Genomic DNA, 22,003 nt, shown 5'->3' on the forward strand with positions numbered 1-22,003 from the left:
ATTTAAAAAAATTGATTACGGAATAATAATTACAAACGTCCTAAAAATTTAATAGTCTTAAGTGATTAATATATTATGAATATGCGACTTCTCCTACTTGGCTGTACTGGATTTGTTGGTAAAGAATTAGTGCCAACATTAATAAATGAAAACCACGAAATATACATAGTAAGCAGAAAATCCATAAATAAATTAAAGCTTGAGTTAGATTTCAATAAATTTAAATTTCTTCAAATAGATTTATCAAAAGAACAAAACTGGAATAACGAAAATCTTATAAATATTTTAAGAGAGACAGATGGAATTATAAACTTAATGGGAGAACCCATAGCAGAAAAAAAATGGACTTCTTCACAAAAACTGGAGATTCAAAATAGTAGAATTAACACAACAAAATTCATGATAAAGACTCTTAAAAATTTCAAAATTAACCCAAAAGTTATTATAAATGGATCAGCAATAGGTTATTACGGAACAAGTTTGTCAGATGAATTCACAGAAAATAGTATTGGAGGAAAAGACTTTCTAGCTAATCTTTGCAAACAATGGGAAGCAGTCGCTACTGAAAAACCATTTTTCTCAAGATTAGCTATTTTTAGAATTGGAATTGTGTTGGAGGCTGATGGAGGAGCATTAGGAAAAATGCTTCCTGTTTTTAAAATTGGACTAGGTGGCCCAATTGGAGATGGTATGCAATGGATGAGTTGGATTCATAGAAGTGATTTATGTGCCTTAATAACTAACGCATTAGTTGATAAAAAGTATTCAGGAGTATTTAACGCTGTCGCACCAAATCCAGTATTGATGAAGGATTTTTCTCAGACCTTAGGTAAATGCCTAAATCGACCTAATTTACTACCAGTCCCAGGAGCAGTCCTGAAAATATTGTTAGGAGATGGAGCAAAAGTTGTATTAGAGGGACAAAAAGTAACAAGCAGCAAACTGAAAAATTTTAATTTTAAATATCCTCTTCTTGAGAAAGCCATTTACGCCTCCACCAAGAATTAATGCCGTTTACTAGAGCACCAAGAATTAGAACAGTTATTAATGGAACTACCAGAGGATTCCAAACACTCTGAATAAAATCAATAAAAATAAATATTCCGTTTAATTGCATAATTATTGCAAAAACAAAAAATATTGCCAAAAAAATTACTGTAAATAAGTTTATTAGCAACAAATTATCCATAATTTGTTTTAAGTTATTTTGATTATTTTCCTTAGTCATTTTTGATGACAAAATTTACATCATCAACCATTTTAATACAAGCTTTGCTAGCACCTAGTCTTTTTTTAGCATTTTCGCTACATGAAACCAAAAACTTTTTATTAAGACTAATTAGATATATTACCTTTATGATCAGGTTTATTGTCTGGTTGATTTGATCATTCTTGTTTTTATAATTACTTGCACAAAAAACATATTTACCAAGCAATCTTCTTTGCGCCTCTGCAAAAGACTTTGTAAACTGTGGACCTTTCCCTTCAATCTGAATAACTGGTTTTCCTAATCCAATCGCTTGCTCTGCTGCTGTACCTGCCATACTTATACAGCATCTACTTTTCAATAATATTTCATCAAAACTATTCCAATATACATTAACCTTTAAAGATTTATATTGAAATTTCAATAGATTCTTTTCATTTATTTTTTCTAAGAATATCCATTTTCTATTTTTGAATATCTCCCTAATTTTCGATGACGATAGAGCATTAACTATTGCAAAATTAAATCCAACTTTTTGAAAATAACTCAAATTTGACAGACCCTCTAACACTTCCAAAATTAATACAAAATTATCTAAAATCTCAGGAAATCTACTTCCTGGAAATAGTCCAATACTAAAATCAGATTTATTTAATTCTTTATATCTAAAAAGAAACTTATCCATAAATGGGTTGCCCAAAAAAGATACTTTCTTTTTTAATTGCAAAGTTAAATCATTAGCCGTAAGACAATCTCTTGTATATATTTTTTTTGCCTTTTTTGAAAGCAAAAAAAATTTAGAGGGCCATGGTAATTTTAACTTCCCTTCATAATGACTAGAATAAGCAACCAGATATGTAAAAAAATCTTTATTACATATCCATGCAAAAAATATTGGAACAATGTCACCAACAATAAAAAAATAATTATATTTTTTTCTTATTTTGTAAGTTAAAAATAATCTTTTTAGGAGATAAATTATTTCTCCTCCAAATATCTCAATTAATCTTCCCTTAAAAGAATTATACCCAATACCCCCAGTGCTGAATTCACGTGTTTTTCCTATAATTTTGATTTTTGCTTTTTGATAATGGATTCCTTTACCAACGATCGGCAAAGCATCTACAGAGTAACCACTATTTTCCAATTTGTTAGCTATTAGGCTGCCAGATAGATCTTCTCCATGGCCATTACTAAGTAATAAAATTCTGGGCAATTTAAAATTCCAACCATTTTTTGACTTTTGTTAATTCAGGCCAGTCTGGATATCTACTAAGTCCATCTTCAACTGATTCTTTCAACTCACTTTTAACATCTGGCATCATAATCGACATTTTTTTTATTAATTCAATATGATCTCTAACACCTTTGTTATTAGTAGCCAAAAGAGCTAGAGTCAAATTCATTCTTGCTTGTGGATCTTGCTGATTTAATCGAACAGCTTGTCTGGCAGCTGCCAAAGCTTCTTCATTATTTTTCAAGATTAGTTGAAGCCATGAGAGACATGTCCAAGCAGCAAAATGATTTGGAATTTGCTGAATAATTTCTTGGAAATCTTGAACGATAGGGATTAAATCTTGCCCAGCTTTATACTTTGAAAGAGCTGCATTGAAATCCTCTTCAATAAGATTAATTTGGTTATTCATTATTATTTAAACTGCAAAGGAGCTTCCACATCCACAAGTTTGAGAAGCGTTAGGGTTTACAAAATTAAAGCCACCGCCTATTAATTCCTTACTAAAATCTAATTGCATTCCATATATGTATAAGAGACTTTTAGGATCGCACACAACTTGAAAGCTTTGATCAGAATTCAATGAATAATCATAAACTTTATCATCAGGATTTATTTCATCAATTCCTATAAAATCCATTGTATAACTCATCCCACTGCAACCTCCTGATCTTACACCAACCCTGAGTGCTTTCTTATCAATTTGACCCCTTAATAAATTTGAAATTTGCTCTATAGCATCATTAGTAATTAAGATACCTTTCCCATCATCAGAATTCTTAATTTCCTGTTTAATTTCTACATTTTCCATAAACAAAAACTTCCTTTATCTATAATATAAACTTAATTGATAGGATGCATAGAACAAACAAAATACAAACTTGATTTGTTATAATTTTAAGAAAAAGTGAAAATTGCAATAGTTGGTTCTGGATTAGCTGGTCTTACAGCAGCTGTCAATTTAGTTGATGAAGGTCACGAGGTAGATATTTACGAGAGCAGGTCATTTTGGGGAGGTAAAGTAGGAAGTTGGGAAGATAAGGATGGCAATCACATAGAAATGGGATTACATGTATTTTTCTATAATTATGCAAATTTATTTAAATTAATGAAAAAAGTGGGAGCTTTGGATCATTTACTCCCGAAAGATCATACTCATTTGTTCATAAATAATGGTGGCAATTTAAAATCTTTAGATTTCAGATTTCCCTTAGGTGCTCCCTTTAATGGACTAAAAGCATTTTTTACAACTCAACAACTTACTTGGGAAGACAAGTTCAGAAATGCTCTCGCTCTCGGTACAAGTCCAATACTTAGAGGATTGATAGATTATGAAGGCGCAATGAAAATAATTCGAGATCTTGATAGAATTAGTTTTAAAAAATGGTTTTTAAATCATGGTGGAAGTGAAAAAAGTTTAGAAAGAATGTGGGATCCTATCGCATATGCTTTGGGTTTTATCAATTGCAAAGATATTTCAGCAAGATGTATGTTAACTATCTTCATGATGTTTGCTTCAAAAACAGAAGCCTCAAAGCTTAATCTTTTAAAAGGTTCTCCTCATAAGTGGTTAACACGACCTATTGTCGATTACATAACAAACAAAGGGGGTAAAATCCATCTAAACCATAAAGTAGAAGAAATTGTTTATGAAAAAGAATCTTCCTCTTATACAGTTAATCAGTTAAAAATATCTTCTCCTGAAGGAGTGAAAGCAGTGTTTGCAGATAAATTCTTAGCTGCCTGTGATGTTCCTGGAATAAAAAAAATAATTCCAAAAGAATGGTATCAATTTAAAGAATTTGAAGGTTTAAAAAAACTAAGAGCAGTAGCAGTTGCCACAATCCAATTAAGATACGACGGTTGGGTTACCGAGCTACAAAAAGATAACACTGGAAACTCGCCCACTGGACTCGATAACCTTCTATATTCTGCCGATGCTTCTTTCAGTTGTTTTGCTGATTTAGCACTAGCAAGTCCAGCAGATTACAGAAAAAAAGATATGGGATCATTACTACAATGTGTTCTTACTCCTGGTGATAGATGGATGGGTAGATCTAAAGAGATTATCACAAAAGAAATAGATAAAGAAGTTCGTCGACTATTTCCATCTTCAGAAAACCTCAAATTGCTTTGGAGTAACATAGTGCAAATTCCTCAATCCCTTTATAGAGAATCTCCAGGTATGGAACCATTTAGACCAGATCAAAAAACATCTATTTCTAATTTCTTTATGGCTGGTAGTTATACAAAACAAGATTATATAGACTCTATGGAAGGAGCTACAATGAGTGGTCATTTAGCTGCAGCAGCAATTTTAGAGAAGAAAGCCGAATTAGCAAAAAATCTTGCAGTAAGTTAAAAAAATGGGTACATGGCTAAAACATGATGTATTTACAGTTGTTAATGCACCGCTCGAAAATGTTTGGAATACATGGAGTGATTTGGACTCAATGTCACTTTGGATGAGTTGGATTGAATCTGTAAAAACAGTTGATGAAGAGACCACCACATTACCAGATTTAACAGAATGGACTTTAGCTGCAAATGGTTTTAGGTTTAAATGGAAAGCGCAAATTACTGAAAGGATAGAAAAAAGTAAACTTAAATGGAAATCTATAGGAGGTTTGCCAACTGAGGGATCAGTAATTTTCGAAACCAAAAGTGATCAAATAACAATAGTAAATCTAGCCATAACATATGAGTTACCTAAAATAATTGCTCGTTTTATGGAAGAGAATATTTTAGGCAAAATGGTCACAAACGAATTACAGGCAAATATTGACAGATTTAAAGAATTAGTTGAAAAGAATTATAAAAAAGATTTTTCTAACTAAAAATATTAATTGCTACCTCTAGTAGTCCTTCAAAAGTATATTTTTGTGCCTGACTATCGACTCTACCAAAAATGTTTTTACATATTTTTGTTGTTTGAGGTCCAATAGTTAACAATTTAGTTTGATCTAAATATTTTAACCATTTTTTACCAAGTGTTTTCTCTAGTAAAACAGCAGAATTTGATACAGTTTTGCCACTTGAGAAAATAATTGCATCAACTTTTCGCTTAGAAATAACATCAATTGTTTCTTTAGGGATTGAATCAGGGCATCTAGTTTCATATGCAGCTACCTCAAAAACACGCGAACCAGCCTTTCTAAACTGATCTGCAATTAGATCCCTACCACCTGTTTGGACTCTTGGCAAAAACACACGAAGTCCATAACCAGAAATCGGGAAATTATCAATTAAACTTTCAGCAACAAATTCAGGAGGTATAAAATCAGCCTTGATACCAAAATCATCTAGAGTTTGTGCAGTTTTTTCTCCGACTACAGCAATTTTTGTTTTTTTAGAACACTCTTTTAACGAACTATTAAAATATCTAAGTCTCTTATCTACAAATTTAATCCCATTACTACTAGAAAAAATAATCCAATGAAAATCATTTATTTGATTTAAAGCTTCGTCAAGAGGATTTAAATCATCAGGATTGCCAATACTTATTGCAGGAAAATCATATATATTGGCACCCTTGCTTCTGAATATTTTTTTTATATCAATTATTCCCTCTTTTGATCGAGTCATTATTATGTTTTTTTGATCAAGAGGTAGATCAACTATTGGCATAATTATCCTCAACATTATTATCTTGATTTTTATTTTTTAATTCATCAATAATTTTCAAGACTGATAATCCTTTGTCAAGAACAATATCCTCTTTAAAATTTATCTCCGGCACTCTGCGCATCACTATTCTTTGTCCTAAATTGCGCCTTATCAAGCTTTTCGCAGTATTCAAATTTTCCACAATCTCTTGCCTTACTTTCTCTTCAGCAGTTGAAGTAATATAAATTTTACAATGCTGTAAATCACCTGATAAATCAATCTTAGAAATATTGACAAAATGATCTCTAATAATATTATTTTCTAAATCATTTTGCAAAATAAGGGTTATTTCTTTTTTTAAAAGGGAAGAAACTTTTGCAAGACGGTAATTATTTGGCATTATGATTGTAAATTTAATGGATTTGTCATTGCTTGCAAGACAAAATAAACAGTTATGAAAGCACTTAAAGCAGAAGAAATTAAACCTACTATTGTTAGTGGATTTGATCTATTCTTGAATAAAGGTTCAAGTAATGCAGCAAGTCCCCCAATAATAATAGATATTAAATATTTAGGATATCTTGCGACATTAGTAAAAAATTCTCCCATTAGCTCCACAAATAGATTACTTTTTTAGCTAAGTTTTAACAAACATTAAACAGCATGATTACATTATATCAATTTAGGCATAGTGCTTTTTGTTTAAAAACAAGAATGGCTCTGCATGCAAAAAAACTACAATATCGAATTGAAGAAGTAACACCAGGAATAGGTCAATTTGAAATCTTTAAGTTATCAGGTCAAAAACAAGTCCCTATAATAGTCGATGATAATGATCAAATTATTAATAACTCTTCAACCATTTGCGAATTCATAGATAAAAAAAATGATAATAATCCACTCTTTCCTGAAGAACCAATATTATTTGCGCAATGCAAACTTATTGAAGATTGGGCAGATACTACAATGGCTACAACTTGTAGAAAAGCTTTAATAAAATCTGCAATTGAAAATCCACAGCTAAGAACTGCATTACTTCCAGAGGAAATACCCTCTTCTATAAAAAGTATTGTTGATAAATTACCCTTTAAAAATTTCAGTAAAATCTCTAATGTAGTTTTGTCTTCAAAAGATAATTTAGAACTTCAAAAATTACTTGAAGCTTTATCAAAATCCTTGATCAATAAAAAATATTTAGTGGGAGATAGCTTATCAATTGCAGATATTTCAATTGCAGCTCAGTTATCCCTTCTTAAATTTCCAAAGTCTTCAGGGCCAATTCTCTCAGGAGAGGGATGTCAAGAATACATAAATAACCCTTATCTAGAAAATCTCTTCATATGGAGGAACAATTTAGAAGAGTATCTTTTTAGCGCTAACTCTCAATAAATTCAAAAGTCAATTTATATTTATTTGTTTTAATAGCGTGGATAGAAGGATCACCAACTTTTGAACCATAAGAAGCAACATATTGAAATCCACAAATATTTGAATTCTTTAAATTACTTTCTTCGAATTTATCTCCAAAACATTTTTGAAATTTACTAATAGTTTCGACTTGATTAATCCTTGAAGCACCTGGTTTGTGGGCTGTTTGAATAACTAGCTCATCAGCGAAAAAAATATTTTCATCATTGATCTGATTTCGCCCCGTAACTCTTGAATCAATATAAAAATCATCTTTTAGATAAGTAATTTGATTATTAATTGTTTTTGGATCATCTACAACCTTTATTAAGGTATCCCCAAATATTGCCTTTCCAATAGACTCAGAATTTTTTGCACGATCACCAACAATTAAATCTGAATCATTCTTAAAGAAATTTACTTTATAGATAACTGGTTCTTCTGAATCATTAGTTATATTTCGAGAGGTAACAAGCCAACTCCCCTCAAACCATTTTGGATAAATTAAGTCTTTAGAAGTATCTGAAAATTTAAAATTTGGTAAATATATTTCTGGCCATTGATTTACACGATTTTCCAAAAACTCTCTTACGTTAGAATCAACAGAAGCTAAAGAACTTTCTAAAAAAATTCCTTGAAAAGTTAAGCAAAGAATTAATCCAAGAAGAATTTTCATCATGTCAAATCCATTAATAAGATCATCAGATCATTATGTATTATTAGAGCCAGATTCAAAAGAAAAAATAGTATCAAAGGAAGAAGCAATTTTATGGTTAAGGAATTGGATAAGTAAGTCCGAGACACAAACAATATATCAAAATGTAGATGATCCTGATCAGGAATTTTTTCAAGAAATATTGGAAAGCACTTATGAATTAGAAATAAAATCAGGATACGTTATTAAATGGTTTGCAGTGAGAATCGAACCAAATTAATTAATGATTTCTTTATGCATCATATATATTATTTTCATTGCAACTTCTTCAACATTTTCTTTTTTTATCTCAATTCTTAAATCAGCTTGAGAATATAAATTTTCTCTAGATTTTAAAATACTTGTATATAAATCACCTAGATTCTTTCCTTGTAGTAATGGTCTTTTATGAATTTCATTCTTTAATCTCTCAAGTGCAATATCTTTGTCGAGATCTATCCATATAATTATTCCCTGTCTTAATATTCCCCAGTTTTCAGACTTGGTAACTATCCCTCCTCCAGTTGATATTACTAATGAAGGAATTTTGATAGCCTCTTTGAGGCAGTTTGTCTCTAATTGACGAAAATTATCTTCTCCTTCATCATTAAAAATCTGATTGATAGATTTTTTTGCCAACTTTTCTATTAATGAATCTAAATCGATATATTTATATTTCAATAAATCAGCCAGTTTTAAGCCAGTTTCTGACTTGCCACAACCCATCATTCCTATTAAAAATATGCTTCTACCTTTGATGACCTCAACTATTTTTTCGATAATGGATTGTTCCATAAAGACAAAAGCGTATATAAAACCTTAAGATAGTATTATTACAGACAGCAATGACTTCTACACAAACCCATTCATTACATGGAAAGGGACGTGAATGCGTCATAACTCGACGTGCCTGCTTTAGTTCTAGTCATCGTTATTGGCTTCCTGAAAAAAGTCCAGAAGAAAATCTATCTCTTTTTGGAAAGTGTAGTTTTGCACCAGGACATGGTCATAATTATGAGCTCATTGTATCAATGGGTGGAGAACTAGATTCAGATGGAATGGTCTTAAATCTATCTGATGTAAAACACTCTATTAAAAATGAGGTTACTGGACAATTAGATTTTCGTTTTTTAAATGATGTCTGGCCAGAATTTAATATTTATAGTGAGGATGGAATACTCCCAACAACCGAAGCATTAGTTAAGGTTATTTGGAATCGTTTAAAAAATGATTTACCTCTCACAAGTTTAAGACTTTATGAAAGCCCGACTTTATGGGCAGATTATTCTGGGAAAAACATGGAAGCTTTATTAACAGTTCAAAGTCATTTCAATGCAGCTCATAGATTAGCCAAAGATGAAATCTCTTTAAGTGAAAACAAAAAAATTTATGGGAAATGCGCCAGAATTAATGGACATGGCCATAATTATTTTCTTGACGTAACTGTTCGAGGACAAATAAACCCCAGAACAGGGATGATTTGTGATTTACCTTCACTACAATCAATTATTGATGATCTTATTGTGGAACAATTTGATCATACTTTTTTAAATAAAGATATTGAATATTTCAAAACTTGCGTTCCAACTTGTGAAAATATTGCATTACATATTTCTGATATCCTTGCATCTCCCATTAAAAATATTGGAGCAAATCTACATAAGATTAGACTCCAAGAAAGCCCAAATAATGCTGCTGAGATTTATGTTGAGCAAACTATTCCAAATTCCCTACAAAGGAATCTTGAAAATTCATTATTTGCTCAAGCTTGAGTATCCCCAGAGTAACAATTGTTATAGCATCAAGTCTTGATGGGAGAATAGCTTTTCCTGATGGAGGAGAATCACATCTTGGTAGTAAAAAAGATAGAGAAATTTTGAATAAAAACTTGTCTTTAGTTGATGCCACAATATTTGGTTTAGAAACATTAAAAGCCCATCAATCAACATACCTTATTAAAAATCACTTTGGGCATAAAAAAGCAAAAATATCAGAACGCCAACCAATTTCCATAGTTGCTTCAAATAGCAAGAGATTTAACAAGAATTGGAAATACTTTCAACAACCAATTAGAAGATGGCTAATTAGCTCAAAAATAGTTGATAATTCCTCAAATAATGATTTTGAGAAACAACTCTTATTCGACAATTCATGGGAAAAAACTTTAATTTCACTCAAAAAAAAAGGGATAAATGATCTAGCTCTTTTAGGAGGTGCAAAACTTATAAATTCATTTATAAAAGAGGATTTAATAACAGATATAAAAATTACAATAATTCCGCGAATTATTGGAGGTAGATATACATGGATCCCTCCAGAACAATCAAATGAGATTTTTAATCTAAAAAAACTATGGGAAATAAAATCAATTAAAAATTTAATGAATAATGAAATCCACGTTCATTACAAAAAATTTGAAATGGATTAAATAATATATGAAAAAAAATATATATAAAGTTAAAGTAAAATTATCCATTAAAGAAATCTCCAAAGAGATATGGAATCAATTAACAAATGAAGTGAATAATCCATTTTATGAATGGGACTGGCTCAAAAATCTTGAAGTATCAAAAAGCGTTTCAAGAGAAACTGGTTGGCAGCCTCTATATTTTGTTGTTTATAACAATGAAGAAATATTAGGTATTGCTCCACTTTTTTTAAAAAATCATAGTTACGGAGAGTTTATTTTTGATCAATCATTTGCAAGATTAGCTCAAGAACTGAATTTAAATTATTACCCTAAATTAATTGGAATGAGTCCTTATAGTCCTGTAAATGGATATCAATTTCTATATAAACAAAACAAAGATAAGACAGAAATTACAAATTCACTAATTAAACATATCGAAAACTTTGCAATTACAAACAAAATTTTAAGTTGTAATTTTTTATATATCGATGAAAGCTGGGGTAATCATCTTAAATCTTTGGGATACCATGAATGGATAAATTCCAGCAGTGAATGGAGAAGTCATGGAGAAAAAACATTTGATGACTTTCTGTCTAGATTTAACTCTAATCAGAGAAAAAATATAAAAAAAGAAAGAAAGTCAATTATTAAACAGAATATTAAAGTAGAAATTTTTGAGGAAGATAATATAAACCAAGAAATCCTCAAAAAAATGCATAATTTTTATGAGCAGCATTGTCTGAGGTGGGGAGTCTGGGGAAGTAAATATCTAACATCTACATTTTTCGAAAAAATTTTTGATAATAAAAAAAACCTTTTGCTGTTTAGCGCAACAAAAAAAGACTCTGATAATATTTTTGCGATGTCAATGTGTGTTAAAAATAAAAATAACTTATGGGGCAGATATTGGGGCAGTCAAGAAGAAATCTCTAATTTACATTTTGAATTATGCTACTACCAGCCAATTGAATGGGCGATAAAAAACAGTATCGATTTTTTTGATCCTGGGGCAGGTGGAAAACATAAACGAAGAAGGGGTTTTTTTGCAAAAAGCACCGTAAGCCTTCATAAGTGGTTTGACAAAAATATGGAAAATATTATTAATCCTTGGCTAAATGAAGTAAATAGACAAACCGAGATGGAAATTGAATTTGAAAATAACTCTATACCCTTTAAGTAAAAATTATTTGGCTTTACCAAATATTATATTAGTAATATAGTTTGTCATTAAAAGTCAAAATGGATTCTAATAAAAGTTTCGAAGAAAAAATAAAGAAGGATAATGATCTATCCAATAGATATATAGACTTAGATCCAAAAGGTTATTTTATTATAAAAGTAGATTTAGAAGAAAAAAAAATAATTTTAGAGCACTTTTTAAATAATATTAATGACAAGGGATTTGCGCTTGATCCAGAAACAAATGAGCCAATTAAATGCGACTCTCAAAGTAAAAGAGTTAGTAATGAAGTGTTTGAAGGTATTAGTGCCAAACAACTTGGAATATTGATCACTGAAAAAAGAAATGACTTGATAACTAGATTTGATCATGCTCTATATTTAGGTCGAGAATTACAAAAAGCAGAAGAATGTTTATACAAAAAATTACCCTATATTCAAGATTAAGAAATTAAACGAAAAAATCGAATCTTTTGATCTGATGTTAAATTAAAGAAAAATAAAAGAATTAATGAACATTATTTTCTATTTTGCATTTCTAGGGTTTGGTTTTGGAGCTGCTTTCGCATTAGATAAGCTCTTAAGGGTAGTTAAATTAATTTAAAAAACTACAAAATTTTAATAGCCTCTCCGTACAAATCATATTCATCAGCAAAACAAATATTTGCTTCAACAAATTTGCCAACATAATTTTTCAGATCATTATTATCTTTAATAGATAAAATTACATTTCCATCAATTTCAGGCGCAAAATGGTAAGAACGACCAATTAATTCATTATTGTCAGATATTTTTTCCACTAAAATCTTCATTTTTGAACCAACATATGACTGATTTTTCTTTTTAGATATATTTTGTTGAACTGAAATAACATTATCTTTTCTTGCTTCTGCGATCTCTGGGAGTACTCTATTTTGCAACACAAAAGCTGAAGTTCCCTCCTCAGGAGAAAAAATAAATACTCCTACATGATCAAACTTGTGTCTATCCAAAAATTTAAGAAGGTGTTCAAAATGTTCTTTTTTTTCTCCTGGGAAACCAACAATGAGGCTTGTTCTTAATACAGCAGATGGGATTTCTTCTTTAATTTTGCTCAAAATTGATTCATTCAAAGAAGCCTGCCAAGGTCTATTCATCCTCTTCAAGACATCTGGATGACTATGCTGAAGTGGTAAATCAAAATAAGGCACAATATTTTTTGAATCTTTGAAAGCTCTAATAACTTCATCAGTTAAACCAGTTGGATAAGCATAATGTATCCTTATCCAAGGAATGGAAACTTTTGAAAGCTCATTCAAAAGTTTTGCCAATGAAGGTTTTCCATAAATATCTTTCCCATAATTAGTTGTTATTTGACTAATTAATATAATTTCTTGAATACCCTGCTTTGCAAGACTTTTAGCTTCTGAAACTATTGATTCTATTGTTCTACTTCTTTGAGGACCTCTCAACTTAGGAATAATACAAAAAGCGCAGTTATAATCGCAGCCCTCAGCAATACGAAGATAAGTAACAAATTTTTCTTTATTTACAAAACGAGGCATTACCTCATCTGCAATAAATTCCGGTATTTTTGAAACTTCATTAACTATTTCTCCCTTTTCTACTCTATTCAAAACCTTTGCTATCTTTTGATAATCTCCTGTGCCAACCAAACCTTTTATTTCAGGTATTTCTCTCAGAAGTTCGTCTTTAAAATGCTGAGCCATACAGCCTGCAACAATTACTTCCTTTCCTTGATTTGTATATTCTAGAATTTTCCTTATAGATTCCTCTCTAGCTGTTTCAATAAAACTGCAAGTATTTACAACTACAACATTTGCATCATTTATATTGCTATCAACCTCATACCCCTCTTTATCTAATAAGCCTTGCATATGTTGAGTATCAACAAGATTTTTCTCACAACCAACATGACTAAATGCAATCTTAGATAGTTTTTTATCTTTAACATTGAGGTTATTTTGTTTCACAAATTTTAGAAATTAAAAAATTTAAACAGCATTTCGTAAACAACTCTCATGCCAAGATAATATTAGGATAAATCATGTAAATCACAAACTTTCATTTTTATGGCGCTTAAGACTTTTAAAAATAGAAATAATAAAGATTTGAAATGGCCAAAAATCATAATCACAATTCTTAGCACTATAGGCTTTGTTGATACAGGTTCGATTACTTTAAAAAACTGGGGATTATTTACTTCACTTTCATGCCCTGGGATACAAAATGGCTGCGAAACAGTTTTAAATAGCCCTTGGGGTACTTTATTTGAAAATAATCAAGTTAATATCCCTCTCTCATTAGCTGGCTTCATAACATATCTATCGATATTAGTTATCACAATAATACTTTCACTTAATTTAATTTCTCCAAAAGAAAAGCTTAATAAGTTTTTATGGTGGTTAATATTTCTAATTTCTTGCGCTTCCTCTACATTTAGTTTCTTGTTAATAAATATAATGTTTTTTAAGATTCAGGCATATTGTTTTTTTTGTATACTTTCAGCAATTTTATCGTTTTCTATCTTTATAATTTCTATGATTGGAGCAAAGTTTGAAAGTAGAGAACCTATGATTTTTAGAGGTTTTATAGTAGCCATAAGTGTTCTACTGGGCGGTCTAATTTGGTCAACAAATGTTGACCCGTCTAATGCTCAAGATGTTACAAGTTCCACAGAAAATGTTTCCCCTCGAATTACCACTTCAAGTTCTCCACAGAAGGTTAAATTTGCAAGATTTTTGAGAGAGAACAATATTGTTATGTATAGTGCGTATTGGTGTCCACATTGCCATGATCAGAAACAACTATTTGGTAAGGAGGCCGTAAAAGAGTTAAAGATAGTTGAATGTGCTAAAGATGGCAAAGATAATCAATATGAGCTATGCCAAACGAAAGGGATTAGTGGATTTCCTTCTTGGGAAATAAATGGAAAAATCTCAAGTGGTACAAGTGACTTGAATGAATTAGCGATAAAAACCGGCTATCAAGGAGATCCTAATTTTTAACAAATCTTTTATGAATTTTTTGATCTGCCTGTTGTCTAGTATGACATTCCCAATTTTTATTTTTATCTGGAAAATCATCTCTATAGTGCCCTCCCCTACTCTCTTCTCTAAATAGACAAGCTTTTAATAAAGTTATAGTTGTTATTTGTCTATTCTTTAAATCAATTAAAAGATTCAATACCCTCCTATTACGTTCACTTAGTTTGATTTTTTGATCAAATTTTATTTTTTCAAGACTATTTAGCAAAGCATTGTTATGTACTTGATCCATATCATCTTCAATATAAGTTAGAAATTTACTCATATTGACCTTATTTCGAGATACACCTAAATTTGACCAACATAGTTTTCTTAGTTCATCAATTTTTTCAGCAATTTTAGAAATTTGATCTTCTTTCGGATCTTGAATATCAAATTTTTGGAATGCTCTATCAAATTTTGCAACTTTAGGAGGATCATTCAAAACAATCGAAGACATTTTTCTGGCAAAAACAAGGCATTCCATTAGTGAATTACTAGCCAATCGATTAGCACCATGAACTCCCGTGGAAGCGACTTCTCCTACGGCGTATAATCCTTTTCTTGTAGAAGAAGCATTCAAATCGGTTTTTACACCTCCCATCCAATAGTGAGCTGCAGGCGCTACAGGAATTACCTCATTTAAAGGATTAACTCCATATTCCTGACATCGACTTAAGATAGTGGGAAATCGCTCTACAATTTTTTCTGGGTCAATATACCGAAGATCTAAGCCAACATGATCAACATTATTATCATGCATATTTTTCATAATTGCTCTACTGACCTGATCTCTAGTAGCTAAATCCCGATTTTTAAGATTTTTGACTGGGCTTTCACCATTTTTATCAATTAAAATGGCCCCTTCTCCTCTAAGTGCCTCAGAAATTAAGAAGCAAGGTGCGCCATAAAATTTCAAAGCAGTTGGGTGAAATTGAACAAACTCTAAATCTTCGATAGCAGCGCCTGCTTTCCATGCAAGAGCAATCCCTTCTCCAGATGATTGAGGAGGATTTGTTGTATTAGTAAATAAATGACCACCCCCTCCGGTAGCTAAAACAACAGCTCTTGATTGAATCCAATATAAATTTGCTCCATCAAGGACCTGAACTCCTTTACATTCTTCATTTTCAATTAAAAGTTCGGTTACTCTTACGCCCCTGCAGTGAAGGATATTTTTTTTATTTTCAATATGATCTTCTAGAACTTCAACTAATGCTCTTCCAGTACGATCTTTAACATGCAAGACTCTTCTTCGCGAATGGGCTGCTTCTAAGGTAGTAGCTAATTGATCAAAACTTTGATCAAAAATCATCCCTAAATTCTGCAACCTATCGACACAAATTGGGGCTTCTTTAACCAGCATTTGCACTGCTTGAAAATCACAAAGTCCGTCTCCTGCTCTTAAAGTATCATCAGCATGCAGATCGAATGAATCCTCTTTTCTAACTACAGAAGCTATTCCTCCTTGAGCCCATCTACTAGAAGATATCTTGCTTGTGTTCCTATTTAAAAGTAGCACTTTTAAATCTGAAGGTAATTCAAGACAAGTCATAAGTCCTGCAGCTCCAGCGCCTATTACAATAACATCCCAATTATTTAATGGAATCGGTTCTTGCGAAAAAGGAGGTCTTAACATTAAACCAATCCACTAAAAGTTGGTTGCAGAATTGCTAAAAAAATGAAAATACCATCAACAATTAATGTCGTTTGAATTACATAACTAGAAACTAAGAGTGCTTTACCATTAGTAGTATTAATATTCGCAGAATCAAGAATTTCTTTTGAAATAAACCAAAGTATAAGTGCAACAAAAACAATAATAGATAATGATTTTATTTGGATAAGATTCTCTGAAGTTTTTTGAAGAATTAGTGGTGCAGTTTCAGAGTCTGCTGTAATGACCTCCCTCCATTGATCCATTATTCCGATTAAAAATATTGTAATGTCAGTAACTGCTGTTCCAAATAAAGAAGAAATATAAAAACTAGAACCAATCTTCCAATTAGTACCAAGTCCAACTAAAGCCAACGGGAGAACTACAGCTTCAACAGGAATATGTAAGATAGGAAATGGACTTAACCATCCCCAGAACAAACATCCACCAAGCCAGCTTCCTGATACACCAAGTAATAATGAACTTACAATAAACCATTTGTTTGATTTTGTTTTATCCAAAACAAATGCTCCTAAGACAATTAAAAAAGTGAAGCAAAGAGCACTAATTGGTTCTAATCTTACCCAAGGAGCTTGAACAAATATTGGTAAAATCACAAAAAAAGAAGACCACAATCTTAAAGAAATAGGACTTGACAGAATAGTACTGTCATAGGAATCAACTCTCATATTCAATTCATAGTTCAATTTATCTTTCACCTCAATTTTTTTTGTAATTAATTCTTTCAATGAATAAAATTTGTTAGGTTATTTTAATTAATTTAAATCGTGTTTTAAAAAACTGCGAATGCCATATTTTAATAAATTAAAGACCCCTTACCTCAGAATTTTATTTAGTATTTTAAAAGTATTTAATACACTTTGAGACATATATAAGTTTAGAATAAAAAAAAGAAGAATATTTGGAATTTCATTGTGTGGCAAGAAATTAATTATAAAGAAAATTCAAATGATATTTTGGTTCCCAATATTACCTATAAAATAAATCCTGCAGAAATTGAAAGTATTGAAGCTAATTCCATTGCTCAAGAAATAGGATTTGAATCAGGTGATTCTATTATTAGCATTAATGGAAAAAAACCAAGAGATTTAATTGATTATCAGATTCTCATTAGTGAAGAAGTTTTAAACATATCAGTTTTAGATAAAAATGATGAAATTCACAATATAAGTATCGAAAAAGATCAAGACGTCAATTTAGGTATAAATTTTAAAAATGCTTTATTTGATTCAATCAAGCAATGCAACAATAAATGTCCATTTTGTTTTATTGATCAACAGCCAAGCGGCAAAAGAAAGAGTCTTTACTTAAAAGATGATGATTATAGATTAAGTTTCCTTTATGGCTCTTATCTAACTCTTACGAATTTAAAAAAAGAAGACTGGGAGAGAATTTCCACACAAAAACTATCCCCACTATTTATTTCTGTTCATGCTACTGATCCTGATACTCGAGAAAAATTATTAAATAATAAAAAAGCAGGAGTAATTCTCGACCAAATCTCCTGGTTTGAAAAAAACTCTATTCAAATACATGCTCAAATTGTTGTATGTCCAAATATAAATGACGGAGAGATTCTTGAGAAATCAATTTTTGAACTTGCAAAATTTTACAAAAAAAATTCTCAAACAGTACTTTCAGTTGCAATAGTTCCTGTAGGACTTACAAAATTTAGACCTGAAAATGATGGATTGAAATCAATAAGCTCAGAATACGCAAAAAAAATCATTAAACAAGTAGAGATGATTCAAGACTCTCTACAAATAACTCTTGGGACTCGTTTTTGTTGGCTAGCAGACGAATGGTATTTAATCGCAGGTAAAATTTTACCTAGTTACAACACCTACGAGAATATGCCACAAGAATCTAATGGAGTTGGCTCTATTAGAAGTTTTCTAAAAACATTAAGTGAGAAGTCTAAAAACCTACCTCAAAAAGTAAAAAAGCCAAAAAAAGTTAGTTGGATTGTTGGTAAATTAGTTTATGAAGCCCTTATTCCTATAGTTAAAAAATTAAACTTAATTGATGGATTGACAATTAATTTATATGGTTTAGCAAGCATTTATTGGGGACAAGAGCAAGTCGTAACTGGACTTCTAACTGGAGAAGACCTTATTTTCGGACTACAAAATAAGGATTTAGGAGAGGCTATTTACATCCCATCAATCATGTTAAAAATTAATACTGATTTGTTTTTAGATGATAAAAATATTAAAGAAGTAGAAAATCAATTGAATACCCAAATTCACGTTCTTGATGATTCAAATGATATTATAGATACTTTGATTGGCAAATCTAATAAAAAAATACTATAAAAAATGCTTAAAAAAGTAATAAATCCTGTTTTATTTTTTCCTCTTGCTTTATTTATTCACTCTCAAGAGGTGCTATCGAACGGGGAAAAAAGCTTAATCGATAAAGTTTTAGAAGAAAAATCAAATAAACCTTTTATCAGTTACCAAGATATAGAAAAAATTGTCTTAAATAATGAAGAGCTAAAATCATTACAAAATTTAGTTACCTCCGCTAGTTTTAATCTTTCAAGTCAAATTGGTCAAAGATATCCATCCTTAGATTTCCAAGCCAATGGGTTACCAAAATACGTATCAGGTAAAAAATATAATAGCAATTCAGAAACTTTGAAAACGTCACAATTTACTGCTAATCCTTCTCTTAATATTAAATGGGACTTGATCGACCCCCTAAGGAGATTAGACATAAAAATTGCCAAAGAAAATTTTAAAATTGCAGAAAATAATTATGAAATTAAGAAAAAAGATTTAATTCAAGAAGCAAGAATGAGGTATCATAAATACCAAAAGTCATATCAAGATATCAAAAATAAAAAATTTACACTTGATTTGTCAGTTACAAGTTTGAATAATGCTAAGGCAAAGTTAGAATCTGGAATTGGCACAAAATTCGAAGTTATTGAAGCAGAAGCTCAATTATCTAGAGATAAACAATCTCTTAATGAAAAGAAAATAGAAAATGAAATTAACAAAATTTCCCTTAAAGAGATCCTTAATATAAAGGGAGATTTTGCAATTAATCAAGAGCAAAACCTAACAGGTTTTTGGAATCATAGATTAAATAAAAATATTAATGAAGGTTTAAATAAAAATCTTTCTTTAAAAAACCTCCTTCTTCAAAATTCTATTAAAAAGAGCCAAGCAAAAAGTTTTTTATCTCAAAATAAGCCAAATATTTATATCAGCAACATATTCGCAAGTACATTTTCCAAGGGAGACTCTCTATCGAATAAGATTAACTCTGAAAAGTCTGGATCGAACTACACAAATACAATAAGTTTAAATTTTGCATGGAGTATTTTTAATGGCGGACAGAATAAAAACTCTTATAAATCAAAAATAGCAGATGCAGGATCTGATAAATATGCTTATAAAAATCTAAAAAATGTTTTAACCACAAATATTAGTAAAGCCTATTTGAATCTAAAATTAAATGAAGAGAAAATAATTTCTTCCCTAAAAGAAATTGAATCTAGCAAAGAGTCTGTAAGGCTTTCCAGGCTTCGATATGATGTTGGAATATCAACTCTCAAAGATGTACTTGTAAGACAAAGTGAATTAAGTAACGCAAAATCAAAACATATTAATGCTCTATATAATTACAACTTGAATTTAGATGAATTAGAAAGGTTAACTTTTCTTGAAATAAATAAAAATTGTTTGGATAAAAATAATAATGAAATTCAAGATAAAGAGTCTATTTGCAGTATCCAAAGATGAATCTACCAAATTTAACTAATAATCAACTAAATGAATTAGGCTCTTTATTTGAATTAGTTGGTCAACGTCAAATAAAAGATTTCGGAAACATTAGCGCTAGCAATAAAGAAGATGGATCATTATTAACCAGTTGTGATTTATGGAGTGATAAGACAATCGTAGATGGTCTAGCTTCAATTGCTCCAGGTGAGGGTGTCCTCAGTGAAGAAGGGGAGAAGTTGATTCCTAATACAAAAGCTTATTGGGTGGTCGATCCACTTGATGGAACAACAAATTTTGCTGCGGGTATTCCTTACTGGTCTATATCAGTAGCAAGGTTCGTTGATGGCAAACCGCAATCTTCTTTTTTAATAATCCCAACTTTGAAAAAAAAGTTTGTATCCATTAAAGGTAAAGGGGTTTGGTTAAATAATCAAAAAATAGATCCCAGCCAAAATAATCACCAAAGTGAATGCATTTCTTTGTGTAGTAGATCTATAAAAATCTTACAAAAAAAGCCAAACTCAGTATTTCCTGGCAAAATTAGACTCTTGGGTGTATCGAGTTTAAATCTAACGAGTGTAGCGATGGGACAAACTTTCGGAGCAATAGAATCAACCCCCAAGATATGGGATATTGCCGCGGCCTGGCTGTTATTAGAAGAACTAAATTGTTCTATTGAGTGGTTAGAAACAGATCCTTTGAATTTAGTTTCAGGACAAAACATGAGCGATGTTAATTTCCCATTAATTGCTTGTAGATCTATAGAAAAAATTGAAATCTTAAAGCCATGGGGTAATTTATTATTGGAAAAATAGTTGCATCATAAAGAAATAATTGCTTGAAAAATCCCTTAATTAGATACAATAAAAAATAATATATAAGATAAATATTTGAAGAAAATCAATATGCAACGCAGCTCAACATGGATACTTAAAAGTTTATGGGGAGCTTGTGAGAGATGGAGCAAATCCGATTGTATTGATTTAAGTGCTGCATTTGCTTACTACACACTACAATCATTTTTTCCTATACTTCTAATTTCTCTTTCAACAGCATCATGGTTCCTTGGAAAACAAGAGGGATTAGATCAACAAATCATTTCTATTGCTGCTCAGGTTTTACCTCCTTCAGTAGTTGAATTAGTAGAAACAACATTATTTAATTTGATTGATCAAGGTTTTGGAGCAGGTATTCTAGGGGCTATGTTTTTGCTATTCACAGCAGGAAATGCATATTTATCTCTCCAAAGAGGTTCAGATAGGCTATGGGAAGACGAATTACCTTCTAAGAAAGCAAATGCTGCTTGGAGAGAACAAGCTTCGAGGTTTCTACGAAACAGAGTTGAAGCTTTTCTAATAGTCTTCTTTATAGGTTTATTAATGGTATTAGACCAGATTAGTGCGAATCTTAGAATGATCCCAAGTAATGTTTTGGAAAATCTTTCACAATCTAATAATTTAATTTCTGATTTATTAGTAAAGTTACCGCTACTACAAGTGGGTCAATTTGCAATACCACTAATTGGATTTTCTTTAATGGCTCTTTTATTACAAGCCCTCTTACCTAGTAGAAAAGTTCCTTTAAGGCCACTGTTGCCAGGATCTTTTCTTATTGGGATTGGCCTAACAACATTAAATCTGGCAGTAAGTAAAAGTATTCTCTCACTTGGAGCAAGATTTCAAGCATATGGTTTTATTGGAGGTTTTCTTGTACTTACTTTATGGGTTTGGCTACTAGGAGTAATTTTATATTTTGGGCAGTGCTGGAGCGTTGTTATTGCTAGTATGTCCTTAGTAAATAAGAAAAAATATAAATAGTAATAACTACG

General features: G+C 30.8%; 27 protein-coding genes. 15 read left to right on the forward strand and 12 right to left on the reverse strand.

The features are described 5' to 3' along the window. Positions 1-81 precede the first annotated feature (81 nt). Positions 82-1,008, forward strand: a complete 927-nt coding sequence (locus tag EU92_RS0109285) for a TIGR01777 family oxidoreductase (protein WP_032514813.1) — start codon at positions 82-84, stop codon at positions 1,006-1,008. Here EU92_RS0109285 and EU92_RS00740 read toward each other — a convergent pair. From EU92_RS00740 to EU92_RS00725, 4 genes are read right to left on the reverse strand one after another with little or no spacing between them, the layout of a single operon-like run. Continuing rightward, positions 959-1,228, reverse strand: a complete 270-nt coding sequence (locus tag EU92_RS00740) for a hypothetical protein (RefSeq protein WP_032514717.1) — start codon at positions 1,226-1,228, stop codon at positions 959-961. The genes EU92_RS0109285 and EU92_RS00740 overlap by 50 nt on opposite strands. Then, positions 1,221-2,423, reverse strand: coding sequence for a lipid-A-disaccharide synthase-related protein (locus tag EU92_RS00735; RefSeq protein WP_032514719.1), 1,203 nt, complete (start codon positions 2,421-2,423; stop codon positions 1,221-1,223). Before EU92_RS00735 ends, EU92_RS00740 begins: the two co-directional genes overlap by 8 nt. Before the next feature lies 1 nt (position 2,424). Further along, positions 2,425-2,853 carry a hypothetical protein gene (locus tag EU92_RS00730; protein ID WP_032514721.1) on the reverse strand — a complete coding sequence of 143 codons (429 nt, stop codon included), beginning with the start codon at positions 2,851-2,853 and terminating at the stop codon, positions 2,425-2,427. Positions 2,854-2,859: 6 nt separating this feature from the next. After that, entirely contained in the window at positions 2,860-3,252 is a 393-nt protein-coding gene (locus EU92_RS00725; RefSeq protein WP_032514723.1) for a HesB/IscA family protein, read from the reverse strand. Between the two features lie 96 nt (positions 3,253-3,348). On the opposite strand from EU92_RS00725, the gene zds reads away from it, so the two are divergent. Together zds and EU92_RS00715 are read left to right on the forward strand one after the other, a co-directional pair. Beyond that, complete coding sequence (zds, locus tag EU92_RS00720; protein WP_032514724.1) at positions 3,349-4,803, forward strand: 9,9'-di-cis-zeta-carotene desaturase; 1,455 nt, start codon at positions 3,349-3,351, stop codon at positions 4,801-4,803. A gap of 4 nt (positions 4,804-4,807) precedes the next feature. Beyond that, a complete protein-coding gene (locus tag EU92_RS00715; RefSeq protein WP_032514726.1) occupies positions 4,808-5,278 on the forward strand; it encodes an SRPBCC family protein in 471 nt (156 codons plus the stop codon). Here EU92_RS00715 and EU92_RS00710 read toward each other — a convergent pair. Genes EU92_RS00710 through EU92_RS00700 form a run of 3 tightly spaced genes read right to left on the reverse strand, consistent with a single transcriptional unit; the run spans position 5,271 to position 6,656 of the window. Continuing rightward, positions 5,271-6,068, reverse strand: a complete 798-nt coding sequence (locus EU92_RS00710) for a uroporphyrinogen-III synthase (protein WP_032514814.1) — start codon at positions 6,066-6,068, stop codon at positions 5,271-5,273. The genes EU92_RS00715 and EU92_RS00710 overlap by 8 nt on opposite strands. Beyond that, a complete protein-coding gene (gene rbfA / locus EU92_RS00705; RefSeq protein WP_032514728.1) occupies positions 6,055-6,447 on the reverse strand; it encodes a 30S ribosome-binding factor RbfA in 393 nt (130 codons plus the stop codon). The genes EU92_RS00710 and rbfA overlap by 14 nt, the downstream gene beginning before the upstream one ends. Further along, positions 6,447-6,656, reverse strand: coding sequence for a DUF751 family protein (locus tag EU92_RS00700; protein WP_032514729.1), 210 nt, complete (start codon positions 6,654-6,656; stop codon positions 6,447-6,449). Before EU92_RS00700 ends, rbfA begins: the two co-directional genes overlap by 1 nt. Before the next feature lie 54 nt (positions 6,657-6,710). Here EU92_RS00700 and EU92_RS00695 point away from each other — a divergent pair, with 54 nt between their 5' ends. After that, positions 6,711-7,436, forward strand: coding sequence for a glutathione S-transferase family protein (locus EU92_RS00695; RefSeq protein WP_032514730.1), 726 nt, complete (start codon positions 6,711-6,713; stop codon positions 7,434-7,436). Here EU92_RS00695 and EU92_RS00690 read toward each other — a convergent pair. Beyond that, complete coding sequence (locus tag EU92_RS00690) at positions 7,423-8,130, reverse strand: DUF6816 family protein (protein WP_080726908.1); 708 nt, start codon at positions 8,128-8,130, stop codon at positions 7,423-7,425. The genes EU92_RS00695 and EU92_RS00690 overlap by 14 nt on opposite strands. A 1-nt stretch (position 8,131) precedes the next feature. On the opposite strand from EU92_RS00690, the gene EU92_RS00685 reads away from it, so the two are divergent. After that, positions 8,132-8,389, forward strand: coding sequence for a chlororespiratory reduction protein 7 (locus EU92_RS00685; RefSeq protein WP_032514732.1), 258 nt, complete (start codon positions 8,132-8,134; stop codon positions 8,387-8,389). Here EU92_RS00685 and EU92_RS00680 read toward each other — a convergent pair. Beyond that, complete coding sequence (locus EU92_RS00680; protein ID WP_032514733.1) at positions 8,386-8,943, reverse strand: shikimate kinase; 558 nt, start codon at positions 8,941-8,943, stop codon at positions 8,386-8,388. The two genes, EU92_RS00685 and EU92_RS00680, sit on opposite strands and share 4 nt — an antisense overlap. A gap of 50 nt (positions 8,944-8,993) precedes the next feature. Between EU92_RS00680 and EU92_RS00675 the strand changes: the two genes are divergently transcribed. From EU92_RS00675 to petL, 5 genes are all read left to right on the forward strand, one after another. Beyond that, positions 8,994-9,920 carry a 6-pyruvoyl trahydropterin synthase family protein gene (locus EU92_RS00675; RefSeq protein ID WP_032514734.1) on the forward strand — a complete coding sequence of 309 codons (927 nt, stop codon included), beginning with the start codon at positions 8,994-8,996 and terminating at the stop codon, positions 9,918-9,920. After that, complete coding sequence (locus EU92_RS00670) at positions 9,917-10,576, forward strand: dihydrofolate reductase family protein (RefSeq protein ID WP_032514735.1); 660 nt, start codon at positions 9,917-9,919, stop codon at positions 10,574-10,576. The genes EU92_RS00675 and EU92_RS00670 overlap by 4 nt, the downstream gene beginning before the upstream one ends. 7 nt (positions 10,577-10,583) lie before the next feature. Continuing rightward, complete coding sequence (locus EU92_RS00665) at positions 10,584-11,738, forward strand: peptidogalycan biosysnthesis protein (protein ID WP_032514737.1); 1,155 nt, start codon at positions 10,584-10,586, stop codon at positions 11,736-11,738. A 59-nt stretch (positions 11,739-11,797) separates the two neighbouring features. Next, a complete protein-coding gene (locus EU92_RS00660) occupies positions 11,798-12,184 on the forward strand; it encodes a DUF4346 domain-containing protein (RefSeq protein ID WP_032514815.1) in 387 nt (128 codons plus the stop codon). A 64-nt stretch (positions 12,185-12,248) separates the two neighbouring features. After that, positions 12,249-12,341 (forward strand): cytochrome b6-f complex subunit PetL, encoded by a 93-nt coding sequence (petL, locus tag EU92_RS0109290; RefSeq protein WP_032523611.1) that lies wholly within the window; start codon positions 12,249-12,251, stop codon positions 12,339-12,341. Positions 12,342-12,345: 4 nt separating this feature from the next. Here petL and rimO read toward each other — a convergent pair whose 3' ends face one another. Next, complete coding sequence (gene rimO / locus EU92_RS00655) at positions 12,346-13,710, reverse strand: 30S ribosomal protein S12 methylthiotransferase RimO (RefSeq protein ID WP_032514738.1); 1,365 nt, start codon at positions 13,708-13,710, stop codon at positions 12,346-12,348. A gap of 99 nt (positions 13,711-13,809) precedes the next feature. Between rimO and EU92_RS00650 the strand changes: the two genes are divergently transcribed. Beyond that, positions 13,810-14,745, forward strand: a complete 936-nt coding sequence (locus tag EU92_RS00650) for a vitamin K epoxide reductase family protein (RefSeq protein WP_032514740.1) — start codon at positions 13,810-13,812, stop codon at positions 14,743-14,745. On the opposite strand, the gene nadB is transcribed toward EU92_RS00650, so the two are convergent. Both nadB and EU92_RS00640 read right to left on the reverse strand, forming a co-directional pair. After that, entirely contained in the window at positions 14,735-16,402 is a 1,668-nt protein-coding gene (gene nadB / locus EU92_RS00645; RefSeq protein ID WP_032514742.1) for an L-aspartate oxidase, read from the reverse strand. The two genes, EU92_RS00650 and nadB, sit on opposite strands and share 11 nt — an antisense overlap. Then, a complete protein-coding gene (locus EU92_RS00640) occupies positions 16,402-17,169 on the reverse strand; it encodes a DUF3120 domain-containing protein (protein ID WP_032523333.1) in 768 nt (255 codons plus the stop codon). Before EU92_RS00640 ends, nadB begins: the two co-directional genes overlap by 1 nt. Before the next feature lie 186 nt (positions 17,170-17,355). On the opposite strand from EU92_RS00640, the gene EU92_RS00635 reads away from it, so the two are divergent. The 4 genes from EU92_RS00635 (at position 17,356) to EU92_RS00620 (ending at position 21,992) form a co-directional block, all read left to right on the forward strand. Beyond that, complete coding sequence (locus EU92_RS00635; RefSeq protein WP_032514744.1) at positions 17,356-18,756, forward strand: TIGR03279 family radical SAM protein; 1,401 nt, start codon at positions 17,356-17,358, stop codon at positions 18,754-18,756. 3 nt (positions 18,757-18,759) lie between these two features. Next, positions 18,760-20,193, forward strand: coding sequence for a TolC family protein (locus EU92_RS00630; protein WP_032514745.1), 1,434 nt, complete (start codon positions 18,760-18,762; stop codon positions 20,191-20,193). After that, the gene (locus EU92_RS00625) at positions 20,190-20,990 is read left to right on the forward strand and encodes an inositol monophosphatase family protein (RefSeq protein ID WP_032514746.1); all 801 of its coding nucleotides are present in this window, start codon (positions 20,190-20,192) and stop codon (positions 20,988-20,990) included. The genes EU92_RS00630 and EU92_RS00625 overlap by 4 nt, the downstream gene beginning before the upstream one ends. 90 nt (positions 20,991-21,080) lie before the next feature. Next, positions 21,081-21,992 carry a YihY/virulence factor BrkB family protein gene (locus tag EU92_RS00620; RefSeq protein ID WP_032514747.1) on the forward strand — a complete coding sequence of 304 codons (912 nt, stop codon included), beginning with the start codon at positions 21,081-21,083 and terminating at the stop codon, positions 21,990-21,992. The last annotated feature ends 11 nt before the right edge of the window (positions 21,993-22,003 follow it).

Origin of the sequence: Prochlorococcus marinus str. MIT 9107 (genome assembly GCF_000759855.1) — a bacterium.
Lineage (GTDB): Bacteria > Cyanobacteriota > Cyanobacteriia > PCC-6307 > Cyanobiaceae > Prochlorococcus_A > Prochlorococcus_A marinus_N.